Source organism: Leptolyngbya sp. CCY15150 (genome assembly GCF_016888135.1).
Classification (GTDB): domain Bacteria; phylum Cyanobacteriota; class Cyanobacteriia; order RECH01; family RECH01; genus RECH01.
In genome coordinates this window covers 1-12558 of the sequence record NZ_JACSWB010000301.1, presented here as the reverse complement: position 1 = coordinate 12558, position 12558 = coordinate 1, and the positions used below count along the sequence as shown (strand labels likewise).

At 52.6% G+C, this 12558-nt stretch carries 8 protein-coding genes; 3 read left to right on the top strand and 5 right to left on the bottom strand.

The window, feature by feature from the left end; all coding sequences use genetic code 11:
* Positions 1-67 precede the first annotated feature (67 nt).
* From JUJ53_RS24105 to JUJ53_RS24085, 5 genes are all read right to left on the bottom strand, one after another.
* The gene (locus JUJ53_RS24105; protein WP_204154607.1) at positions 68-1492 is read right to left on the bottom strand and encodes an NACHT domain-containing protein; all 1425 of its coding nucleotides are present in this window, start codon (positions 1490-1492) and stop codon (positions 68-70) included.
* Positions 1493-2103: 611 nt separating this feature from the next.
* Positions 2104-5211 (bottom strand): tetratricopeptide repeat protein, encoded by a 3108-nt coding sequence (locus JUJ53_RS24100; RefSeq protein ID WP_204154606.1) that lies wholly within the window; start codon positions 5209-5211, stop codon positions 2104-2106.
* Between the two features lie 84 nt (positions 5212-5295).
* On the bottom strand, positions 5296-6324 hold the full coding sequence (locus JUJ53_RS24095; protein WP_204154605.1) for a trypsin-like peptidase domain-containing protein: 1029 nt from the start codon (positions 6322-6324) through the stop codon (positions 5296-5298).
* Between the two features lie 156 nt (positions 6325-6480).
* The gene (locus tag JUJ53_RS24090; protein ID WP_204154604.1) at positions 6481-7305 is read right to left on the bottom strand and encodes a tetratricopeptide repeat protein; all 825 of its coding nucleotides are present in this window, start codon (positions 7303-7305) and stop codon (positions 6481-6483) included.
* Between the two features lie 466 nt (positions 7306-7771).
* A complete protein-coding gene (locus JUJ53_RS24085; protein WP_204154603.1) occupies positions 7772-7909 on the bottom strand; it encodes a hypothetical protein in 138 nt (45 codons plus the stop codon).
* 290 nt (positions 7910-8199) lie between these two features.
* On the opposite strand from JUJ53_RS24085, the gene JUJ53_RS24080 reads away from it, so the two are divergent.
* The 3 genes from JUJ53_RS24080 (at position 8200) to JUJ53_RS24070 (ending at position 12476) form a co-directional block, all read left to right on the top strand.
* Positions 8200-8616 carry a tetratricopeptide repeat protein gene (locus JUJ53_RS24080; RefSeq protein ID WP_204154602.1) on the top strand — a complete coding sequence of 139 codons (417 nt, stop codon included), beginning with the start codon at positions 8200-8202 and terminating at the stop codon, positions 8614-8616.
* A 367-nt stretch (positions 8617-8983) separates the two neighbouring features.
* A complete protein-coding gene (locus tag JUJ53_RS24075) occupies positions 8984-11761 on the top strand; it encodes a CHAT domain-containing tetratricopeptide repeat protein (protein ID WP_204154601.1) in 2778 nt (925 codons plus the stop codon).
* A 262-nt stretch (positions 11762-12023) separates the two neighbouring features.
* Positions 12024-12476, top strand: a complete 453-nt coding sequence (locus JUJ53_RS24070; RefSeq protein WP_204154600.1) for a hypothetical protein — start codon at positions 12024-12026, stop codon at positions 12474-12476.
* Positions 12477-12558 lie beyond the last annotated feature (82 nt).

The following is a 12558-nucleotide window of genomic DNA, read 5'->3' as shown; positions in this document are numbered from 1 at the left end:
TGGATCAACTAACACTGGAGCAGGTTGCATCAGTTTCTGCCTACGACTTTATCCTGGAAGCACTGTTCTATGCCGCCTCACATTGAACTGGTATTAGAAGAAAAGATTGTTTTTGATAAAAACCGTAACATCCATCCTTGAAGGTAGTTAATGCTTGGATAAATGCCTCTTTTTCAGCAGGCTCAATATCCTGCCGTCCTAGCCATATCAAAATGACCTGCTTCCAGCGAGGCTCAAAAATCCGATAGGATTTTCCCAGGATGGGACGATCTATATGGTTTCGAGGTAGAAAATAATTCCAATCGTCGATACCTAGCGCTGCAAAATATTCCTGAAATGTAGCGTGGTAGAACGAAAAAATTGCTTCTCCAGAATGATTCATACCTGTATGGTGATTCAGCCAGCCTAACTGTAATGCTTTAGCACAAAGAGGATTATCCAACCCTCCAAAAACTTGTTTCAGTAAGCCTTCTGACAACACAAAATGGGCATTTTTTTCAGTAGACTCAGTTCCCTCAATTGCTACTAATGCTAGTTCCGATAGCTTTTTCTGCAATGCATGGCGTTCTTTTGGGGTGATGTTAATAACCCATCGCTTCCATTCATATACCAACTCAACAAGCTGCCCATATAAACGTGCTTGGGTTTCCGTCCGTGAATGTGGTTTCTGAAACCATGCACAACATAACAGCGATAACCGCAGTGGATTGCGAGCTAAATGTAGCAGATGCGTACGGGTTTCATCCTGTAATGTTGTCCACAAATCTTTGCCGACCTCCGGTTGTGTCGCTGCACTAAACCAACGCTGAATGTAATCCTCAATCTGCTGTGTATCAAAGTCAAGGTTGCGATATTCATCAAACTGATCGAACGCCCCTCGATAGATATCCCATACATTTACCCGACAACTCAACACAATGCGTGCATCCGACCAGAACCCCGCGACCAAACGTTCATGTTGCTCTTGCACTCGCCCTGTTAACTCATCCAACCCATCCATCAACAGCCATACTTTTCCAGCTCTTAACTGTTCTAGAAAGTTATCCCATAAGCTTTCCTTGCCAGTCGCATCCCACAACCATTGCCGCAAAAAGTTGCCTACACTGCGATCGCCCAACAGCCGCAAGGGTACCCAAATAGGCAGACCCAAACCACTCTCCAACACCCAATCTGCGATCGCCTCTAGTCGCGTTGTCTTCCCAGAACCGGGTTCCCCAATGATAGCAATCCGTTGCCCCTGGCTCTTGGGACTGTGCCCCTGAAGCAAGACTTGGTTAAGGAATTCATCTTCTGCTATCGGTTGGATTGTCCCTTGTTTCTGCTGCCCTATCACTTCGTCAAGGTTACGCTCTCTCTGTTGGGACTTGCTCCGTTCGACTACTCCTAGCGGTACATACATATCCACTCGATTGAGGGTGATCTCCTTGTCTCTCGTAAACACATTAGAGGTCAAGGTCTGCCGCTCTTCGGCTAGTATTTTGCGGGCAAGCATCTGCCATTCCTCATCGGATAGCTGAGGGCTCACCGGATCCAAACGGGACAAAAGTTCTGTAACGCTGGCTCGCAGCTCTAGAATTCGTTTAGCTTTCATAAGCAGCTCCGTTGCAAAATTGCAAAATTGATGAAATTTAATTATATTACCTAAAATTAAGTCAAACCTTAAAGATTTAATGGATAAATAAGATACTTTTTATCACATCGTTCTAATTTCATGAGTCATTGATTTGGCGCTATTATATAAAGGGTTAGGGCATTGCTGAATGGTGAAATGATTCCGCAGCATATTGCATGGAGTTTCAGATCCTATAGCTAGCGGTTCATCTCTTGGGTCAGCAACGCCAGAATTAGGAAAGAAAATTTGAGATGCCACGCTCTAGGGTCTCCAAGATTGTTGGTTCGACATCTCGATATACTCGGCGACCTGTTGCACCTATGCAGGATTGGGCAAACTTTTTTTGCAACGTGGGTAAACAAAATAGGGGGCGATCGCTCAATCCCATGCTGGATAAAGGTTACAAAAATTGCTAGCCAAAATGACCCGTACCCAATAGTAGGGTTGCTCGATCAGCTTAAGGATGGTGGGCGATCGCTCCTCTCTCACCATTACTGAGCGCCGCCAATTAGGGTAAACGCGGCCCAGTCGCGGGGATTGGGATGGGTTTGTAGGGTAATCAGCATGGCTTGGCGCAGGGCTTGGGCATCGGTGTCGGTGAGGTCGCGCTGTTGATAGAAGGTGGTCATCAGTTCAGCGGTGGGGGCGTCGGGCACGGCCCAGAGGGACACCAGCACCTGGGGCACTCCAGCTTGGATGAAGGCGCGAGATAACCCAATCACGCCATCGCCGGTGATGCGTCCCCGTCCGGTATCGCAGGCGCTGAGCACCACAAGTTCGGCGCTGAGGGTGAGGTCAAAGATTTCGGCGGAGGTGAGTAAGCCATCGTTGCCTTCTCCTGCAGCAAGGGCGATCGCTCCTGGAAAGTCTCGCACACCGGTAGCGGTGGGGTCACCGTAGTCGAGTAAGCCGTGGGTGGCAAAGTGCAGAAGTGGCGCAGTAGCCATGCGGCGGGTGACGGTGGTTTCGCTGGCTTGCTCCCACAGCAGCGGTTCGGTGTTGAATACCTCAGCAATGGCAATAGCTTCAGCTTCAGCTCCCGGTAAGCTAGATAAGTTTTCGTCTTCTCCAGTGGCGGGGTTCCAGATGGACGGCATGATGGGATTGCCGATAATCAGCGGGTCGCCCGTGGCGGTGGTGGCTTGCTGTTCGCCGAGGAGTTGCAGGACTTGAATGGAGGGGGCGGTGAGCAGGGTATGATGTTGAATCAGATAATCGCCATTGGCATCGACGAGGGCGGCAAAGGGAACGAGGAAGAGTTCTTGGTGAGGAATGATGATAACTGGCGCGTCAGGATCGGCGGGCAGGAGGTCGGCGATCGGGTCGATGAGCAGGGTATGGAGTTCTTGCAGGATTTGGCGTTGGCGTTCGGCTCGGGTGCGCAGGGCTTCGGGGGTGAGGGCAACTTCGATGGTGGCATCGTTATTGCGGCTGCGGAGACCGATGGCATCGCGGCTGGTGGTGATAAATTCAAACAGGCTACTGTCGAGTCCGGAGAGATCAACGGAGCGGAAGGTGATCTCACCCGTTGGTTGAATCACCCAGATGTAGAGTTGGGATACTCCATCTTCAAATGATGCCCTGGAATATTGCACCAAAGTGGCGTTTTGGGCTTGGGCCGTGCGTTGAATGTCGGCAATGGAAGGTGGTGGAAGTGCTGGGGCATCTTGGTTTTGTCGTTCGGCAAGAGATGAGACAAAGGCTCTTGCCCGGCCCCGCTCTGAAATGGCCAGTGCCTGTTCAGTTTCACCTTGAGCAATCAATGAACGTTGCAAGAAACCATAGGCACTACTCTGTGTGTCGAAGAAAGTAATCTGCTGAGCATCGGGAATGTCGCCATCCCGCAGAGACTCATAAACCTCAATAGCAGCAAACAGTGTTTCTGTAGCTTGAGGATACCGTTCTAAGCTTAGATGAGCAATTCCCAAATTGTTCAGCACGTTGCCTTCGCCGGCGCGATCGCCAATCTCGCGGGCGATGACCAGATGTTGCTCATAGAGCGCGATCGCCTCCTGATATTGATCCAAGTCAGCGTACACATTTCCCAAATTGCCGAGAGCAATGCCTTCGCCCTTGCGATCGCCAAGCTCACGGGAAATAGTTAGAAATTGCTCATAAAAGTCAATTGCTTGTGGATACTGACCTAGATTACGGTAAATAACACCCAAGCTACCCAAAGCACTTCCCTCCTCACGGCGGTCACCAAGCGCACGAGCAATGGTTAGAAACTGCTCATAGTAGTCAATTGCTTGTTGATACTGACTCATACCATAGTAAGCATGCCCTAGATTACCCAGTGAGGCTCCCTCGCCCTGACGATTGCCAACTTCGCGAGCAATAGCTAAGGATCGCTCAAAGTACCCAATCGCTTGTTGATATTGACCTAAATTTTCATAAGCACGACCCAGACTACCCAAGGCATTTCCCTCACCTCGACGATCGCCAATCTCCAGGGCAATAGTTAGAAATTGCTCATAGTGGTTAATTGCTTGTTGATATTGACCTAGACTATTGTAAGCATCGCCCAGGCTACCCAAAGCAAGCCCTTCTCCACTACGATCGCCAATCTCCAGGGCAATAGCTAGAGCTTGCTCATGGGAATCAATCGCTTGTTGATATTGACTCAGACTTTGGTAAGCCTGTCCTAAATTAGCAAGGGCGCGACCTTCTCCATCGCGATCGCCAAGCTCACGGGCAATTATAAGACGTTGCTCATAATAGTCAATCGCCTGTTGATATTGATCCAAGCTCCAGTAGGCAAGCGCTAAAATGTCTAGAGTTTCTCCTTCTTCAACACGTTGACGTAGCCTTTCTTCTGGAGAATCACCAAACTCACGGGCAATCATAAGACGTTGCTCATAGTAGTCAATCGCCTGTTGATACTGCCCCAAACTCCAGTAGGCAGTGCCCAGAGTGACCAAGGCTCTTATTTCCCCGGCACGATCGCCTAGATCCCTAGCAATGATCAGATGTTGCCCAGAAAAGTCAATGACACGTTCATATTGACGTAGACTCAAGTAATTATTGCCCAAACTACCAAGAGCGCGCCCTTCTTCCGCACGATCGCTAAGCTCCCGGGCAATAGCTAGATGTTGCTCATGAAATTCAATGGCACGTTCATATTGATCTAGATTGCTGTAAGCCATGCCCAAATTGCTAAGAGCGCGTACTTCTCCAATGCGTTGACGTAGCCTCTCCTCTGGAGAATCACCAAGCTCACGGGCAATAGCCAGATGTTGCTCATGAAATTCAATGGCACGTTCATATTGACCCAAATTAGAGTAGGCAAAGCCCAGACCCATGAGAGTGAATCCTTCTCCCTGGCGGCTCTCTTTGGGAAAAGCAGCTTGAACTGCCGGATCTCGGTAGAGGTCTAAGGCTTGCTGCCAAGACTGTAGGGCTTCTTGAAATTGGCTTACCTGAAGTTGCTGAATTCCTTGCTGAAGAAGGCGATCGCCCTCCTCCAACAGCGCGGCAGCATCCGTCTGGGCAACCGTAACCTGAGCCTCTGCCCGTGCAGTTAGCAACAGTACCGCAGAAAGGGAAACGGGCATCACGAGCAACGAAGTCAGCAACGGCAAAAATGTTTTCGCGTTCATGGTTTAGGGGTTCTCATTATATTCCTATCGTACCTAGTTGCAGGGCAGCGGGTAGTGATGCAGGGTGAACCCTATGCCTCCACCTCAGCGATCGCCCTCCAGACCGTTTTGCTCCAAAAACTCAACAATCCGAGTGATATCCACACCAAAATTGATCACGCCCTCATAGACTGGACGCTCAACCCCATCATTGCTGATAAAGGTATCCACAACTGTATTAGTGGTTCTCTCAGCAGAATTAACGCCTACAATATAAGCCTGGTTATCTATCCAGGTCAGGATGGGGCCACCCGACGATCCACCAAAGCTATCACAATCGTGGGCAATGCTGCCCTCGTAGGTGTCTACCACACTGCACCCCAGATGCACCCCAGCGCTACTTGCCGGACGGTCTCTAGGATAGTCGCCAGAATACCCCACCATCACCATCTGCTCAGCGTAGTTTTCAATCAATTCATCAACCGACAGCGGCATCCAGGGAATCGTACCGTAGCGATCGCCCAAGGGTTGGTCAAGTACCATAAATGCCCAATCATCTGCATTCAGAGGATAGTTATCGGTAAAATCAGTTCCATAGAAGACGGCCTCCACATTAGCGATATCGGCCAGATTCACAACTCCATTATTAATGACATTGGGCTGAAACTGAATCGTTGAGTGGAGTGTTCCAGTTTCTGCATCCATGACACAGTGGGCATTAGTGAGCACTGTGCTTGGGGAGACTAATGTTCCAGAACATAGTCTCCTATCCCCATCAGCGCTGGTGCTAACGATACGTCCGATTGCCGACCAAGGATAACGCCGACTCGTCAACTCCAATCGATCATCGCCGAGAATAATACCTCTGGTATCTTGAGGATGAGTAGATAAGCCTACAGCTTCAGGCGTTTCTGGGATAATGGCTTCGGGTTGCGGCGAGAGACCCAGTAAATACAGTTCGTCTAGAGGCAGCACTCGGATTTGATTCTCTGATTCAACTGCCGGTTGATTCTGTTCAGCCTCCGGGGCAGGCGTTGCCAATGCGGTCGAGTTTGACGGGCGATCGCCCCCCGCCACGGTAAACATAAAACTTGCGGCTATCAGTAGCGTGAGTCGATGCAAGGTTGTCTTCATCTTTGTCTAGTCCTGTAAACGATATCCCTGTCAATGTTGATTCAATTAAGCGATCGCGTCAGTTCAGATCTCTCGGAGTATTGAGATCAGCTTACCGTCCCAACACTCCGAGAGGCAGACTGATTGTATGCCATGCTCTCATTGCGATTGGGCCACTCAACTATTCTGCAAGCGATCGATCCGTTCCTGGGCTTGGCTATCATTGGGATTTAGCTGCAACACTCGCTCAAAAGCAGCGATCGCTTCCTCATTTCGTCCCAAGAGTTCCAAGATCATCCCTTTGTAGTACCAAGCATCCGTATAGTCAGGGTACAGTTCAAGGGCGCTATCGATTGAGACTAATGCTTCATCCAATTGTCCTAATATTGCAAGCACCCGTCCTCGATTGAGCCATGCCCCCACCATATCAGAATCGAGGCTCACGGCTTGGTTGTAGGCTTCAAGGGCGGCATCATACCGTTCTAGACGAGTCAGCGTGACCCCCTGATGGAAATACAATCGTGCAAAGTTAGGATTGATAGCGATCGCTTGCTCATAGGCAAGTAAGGCATCTTCAGGACGACCGCCGTCATCGAGGGCAATTCCTAGCCACATCCAGGCATAGAAATGGGTTTCATCCAACTGTACTGCTTGCCCAAAGCTGGCGATCGCGTCTGGAAACTGGTCGAGATAATAAAACGCGAGTCCTTGTCCGGTGTAGGCAGGTGCATGGGTGGGGTTGAGGGCGATCGCCTGTTCAAAATAGTTCAGCGCCTCGGTATAGTTGTCGGCATCGAGGGCAGCAATCCCCTGATCCATCAGCGCTTCTAGGTCGGCTGGATTGGCTTGAGCTAGGCGATTGCTCAGGGTATTGTTGTGGACAGAGAGAGGAGCGGCGATCGCGGCCTGGCTGGGGGGGGCAGAATAGACGGAGATGATACTGGTGGTGAGGGTTAATAGAACAGTGGTGGTCAGCGATTTTAAGGAAACTTGAGATGCCATGGTCTAGGGTCTCCAAGATTGTTGGTTCGACATCTCGATATACTCAGCGACCTGTTGCACCTATGCAGTAGTTGGCAACGTTTTTCTGCGAAATAGGCGAACAAGATGGAGAGCGATCGCTCAATCCTATGCTGGATAACGGTTACAAAAATTTCCAACCTATGCCCAACACTAGGTTGGGTTGATGCTCAGTCATCCGACTCGCCGATTGTCCTGGTATTTTAGCTGAAGCCCATTTCAGCAAGTGCGTTGCGAGCTGTAGGTGCTCTTGCTAGGTTAAGTGTTGGGCGGCATTGATGAGGTCTTGCAGTGCCATTGCAGCGATGAGCAGCCGATGGGTGGATTGTTATTTTCATGGCATCACTCGCACCGAAACTGCGATCGCCACCATGGGTATCTGTCGTTGCATCAGCTCCACTTTCTCACCTACACATGTCTGTGAATGCTTGGCCATGATGCTATGACGCTAGGCTGTTGAACGGTCAAACTCGCGTTCATCCAAGGTCTTGATCGTACCCGGATGGCGATCGCCTCTTTGCCAAGGGGGCGGCGAAGCGATCGCTCCTTCAACGGTGATGGTTAGGGGCGATCGCAGTTTCGGCATGGGATGCGTATCACTTTTATGCACTCATTGTGGAAGAAAAACTCTGATCGGTTTTGCTCCCCTTCGCCCATGATTGGGAGAAGGGGTTGGGGGATAAGGGCAATGCAGGAGTTGGCAGACATGACATGCTCCCCATTTCGGTTCACGTTTGACTGGGATGAGCAATGGATTGTGATGAGTCCATGACTAGCGGCTGCATTTCGTCTAGGCAAACTGCATAGGTGCATGTCTCTGTTCACTATGTCGGTTCAGTTCACCCAACCATTGAGAATTGAACGGAGGAGTCGAAGATGATGTGTCGTGAGTTGCCCCCCAAGGTCACGAGTTTGGAGCCGATTTTTGCGGAGCGGATGGAGCAGGCGGAGGATTGGTTTGAGTGGGGACAGAGGTTGATTGAGATGAGGACGTACCCAAAGGCGTTGTTGGCGTTTCATCGGGTGGTGATGTTGTCGCCTCGGCACGCGGAGGGATGGTATCAGTTGGGATGGGTGTGGGGTGTGTTGGAGCAGTACGAGCAGTCGATTTGTGCGATGGAGCGGGTGCTGGAGCTAGACCCGAATCATGCGCAGGCTTGGTATTACCAAGGGCTGGCGTTTTATTATCTATCTTGTAGATCGCTCAGTGTGGTGTCGTTGGAGCGATCGGTGCAGTGTGATCCATCGTTGACGGAGGCGGTGGAGTTGTTGCGGGTGTTGCGGGAGGCATAGTTAAGACAATGAAATTAGCGAGTTGCCAAACGCCATTCATGGGCACCCACCACCGCCAATTCATTTCCCCACTGAGGATTGATAAATTAGACGGCCTTTCTATTCCCTCTGTACTGTGCATAGGCGATAGAGAGGGTTCAATAAGTACCCGATGAGCCATGCGCTGGGTTGACTGACAAAACTTGTAAAACCCGAACGACCCGGCTGGTCAGAAGACCTGACCCCTACACTGCCTAAAACCCCGTAGGAGAGCAGTTTCCGCACCCAATACCACCTAAAACCCTGTAGAGGAGCGATTTCCGCGCCCAATGCAGAACCCTTTGTCCGTCCATTAGACAATGCCCCTGTCCTATCATTTACCTGTTCTATGAAACGTATCCTCTGTTCGCTCACCCTCCTTGCCCCACTGCTGCTCCCCATCGCTGCCCCCGCTGCCGTGATGATCGTCGCAGAACCGACCCTGGCCCAAGCTGATACCACCGACACCCGCTGGGCTGAGGCTATTGAGCTAAACAATCAGGGACAACAGCTATTAGCAATTGGGCGCTTTCAAGAAGCGCTTCCACTGTTTGAGCAGGCGCTGATGATTGTTCGCGAAATGGGAGAGCGGCAAGGCGAAGGAACCATTCTCAACAACATTGGCGTGGTGTATCGCAACCTGGGTCGCAATGAGCAGGCGCTAGACTACTACGAGCAAGCTTTAGCCATTGTCACCGAGGTGGGCGATCGCGCGACCGAAGGAGTCACCCTCAACAACATTGGCGCGGTGTATGACAACCTAGGGCGCTATGAGCAGGCGTTAGCGACCTACGAGGAAGCCTTAGCCATCCTCACCGAGGTGGGCGATCGCCGCGGAGAAGGAATCACCCTCACCAACATTGGCTTGGTGTACTCCAACCTAGGGCGCTATGAGCAAGCCTTAGCCACCTACGAACAAGCCTTAGCCATTGCAGAAGAAATTGGCGATCGCCGCGGAGAAGGAACCACCCTCAGCAACATTGGCTTGGTGTACCGCAACCTAGGGCGCTATGAGCAGGCCTTAGCCACCTATGAGCAGGCCCTAGCCATCCGCACCGAGGTGGGCGATCGCGCGGGGGAAGGAACCACCCTCAGCAACATTGGCGTGGTGTATAACAGTCTGGGGCGCTATGAGCAGGCGTTAGACTACTATGAGCAAGCCTTAGCCATCCGTACCGAGGTGGGCGATCGCGCCGGAGAAGGAACTACCCTCAGCAACATTGGCGCGGTGTACCGCAACCTAGGGCGCTATGAGCAGGCGTTGGCCACCTACGAACAAGCCTTAGCCATCAGCACCGAGGTGGGCGATCGTGCGGGGGAAGGAACCACCCTCCAGCACCTGGCAGCGCTGCACCAGGCACAGGGAGACATCGATACCGCTCTGGCCTGGTGGCAGGAAGGTCTGGCGTTAGAAGAAACTGACCTGAGCCGCAACTTGGTCATTGGCTCCGAAGAGAGCAAACAAGCCTACATCGCCACGATCTCTGGCACCACGAATGCTGTTATCTCCCTGCACCTGCAAGATGCCAACGCTAACCCTGTCGCTGCTCGCCTAGCCCTCACCACCGTTCTGCGGCGCAAAGGGCGCATCCTCGATGCCGTCACCGATTCGTTGCAGCGCTTACGAGAGAACCTCACTCCAGAACTCACGACCGTACTCGACGACTACACCAGCACCCAAACCCAGCTATCTAATTTGATTTATCGAGGTTTGGGTGACGAAGATCCAGAAATCTACCGCAACCAACTCGACACCCTGCAACAGCAAGCCGAAGACCTAGAAAACCAACTGGCTCAGGCCAGCGCCGAATTCCGTATCGAAACCCAACCGGTCGAACTCGCAGACATCCAAGCCCTGATCCCTGCCGATGCCGCCCTTGTGGAGTTGGTGCGCTATGAACCGTTTGATGCCGATGAGCCATTTGGTGAACGATTCGGTGAATCCCGCTACGCTGCCTACATCCTCCATCCCAACGGCGACATCCAATGGGCCGACCTCGGCGATGCCGCCACCATCGACCAAGCCGCCGTCGCCTTCCTGGAAACCACCCAGAACCCCACCACCCGCAGCCAAGTCCGCACCACCGGCCGCGCCCTGGATGAACTGGTGATGGAACCAATTCGTCCCCTGCTCGGCGATGCCACCCACCTCCTGCTGTCCCCCGACAGCCAACTCAACCTGATTCCCTTCGCCGCCCTGGTCGATGAACAAGACCAATACCTCGTCGAAACCTACACCCTCACCCACCTCACCACCGGCCGCGACCTGCTGCGCCTGCAAAACCGCACCCCCAGCCAACAGCCCCCCGTCATCTTCGCCAACCCCGACTACAACACCGCCGACGAGGTTCAAATCGCCAGTATTCCGAACACCCCTCGCCCCACGGGAGAGGGGACAGGGGAGAGGGCAAACGATCGCTCCACCGACATCGCCACCCTGCAATTTGACCCCCTCCCCGGCACCCAACTAGAAGTCGATGCGATCGCGCCGCTGCTCGATGATGCCCTAGTGCTCACCGACGCCGACGCCACCGAAAACGTGCTGAAACAACTGGAATCGCCCAGCATTCTGCACATCGCCACCCACGGCTTCTTCCTGCAAGACGTGGAATTCGTCCCGCCCAATACCCGCTCCAACGACGCCACCATCTTTATCGAAACCCTCGCCGATCGCCCCCCGACTGACCGACCCACCAGCAACGAAAATCCCCTCCTGCGCTCCGGTCTGGTCTTCGCCGGATTCAACCAACGCAGCAGCCTCGGCGAAGATGGCGTACTCACCGCACTGGAAGCCGCCAACCTAGATCTGCGCGGTACGCGCTTGGTGGTGATGAGCGCCTGCGAAACTGGCGTGGGTGATGTCGCCAACGGGGAAGGGGTCTACGGCTTGCGGCGGGCTTTCGTCATGGCCGGAGCCGAAAGCCAGTTGATGAGCCTCTGGAAAGTCAGCGACCAGGGCACCGCCGAACTGATGCAGCTTTACTACGATCGCCTCCTGTCCGGCGAAGACCGCAGCGAAGCCCTGCGCCAAGTCCAACTAGAGCTTCTCGCCGCCCCTGCCTACAGCCATCCCTACTACTGGTCATCGTTCCTATTCTCCGGCGACTGGACACCCATCACCGAGTAGCGGGAAATCTGTCATTGTTACCCAGTCTGCCTAGCCCTCATCCCCATTCCCGTCTCTCAACCTTAGACAAAGGGGAGCAACACCATGCAACCTCCAAAAATTGCGAGAGCGCAGGATAACAAGGGCGCAAGACACATATCCAAGTCGTACTCGCCGCCGTCCCTTACAATCAACACCATCATCGCCACTGCATAGGCGATCGCCCTCGTTCACTATGTCAAAATAGCTGAATAAACACGCCCATCGGAGGAACTCCCACACCATGAGCGCAATGGGTCACTACTGGATATTTGTCTCCGTGACCATGGCCGGACAAGTGTTCCGACAATCCTTGCCATCGGTCAAAGACTGGTTTCAAGCCCGCTTTTCGGATTCCGAAACCACTCCCCATCCCACCATCCAGAAAACCTTAGTCAGCCGAATGCGATCGCACAGCGTCTCCAACGGAGACTTGCCCGACGGTCAGCCGACCGCGATCGAAAGCCTGCGCTGCTTTATCTCCAACGAAATTGAGCGCACCTGCCAAGAACTGACCATACGGTTCGGGGAAACTGGCGGCTTTCAACTGGGAGAACTGCTGGTGTGCGTCCTCGATGATGTGGATGTTAACAAACCGCTGAAACTCGATCAACCTGATGCGGCCTACCAACCCCTCGCCGCCAAAATCCTCCAGCGCTTCGATCCTCAGCAGGCGCAACTAAGAGCTAATTTATAAAGAGAATCTAAAGCAACGTTGGGTCAACGCTGAGTCGATTTTAGACTAGGGCAAGCTGAGTGGTCGTTCTACCCATGTCTCG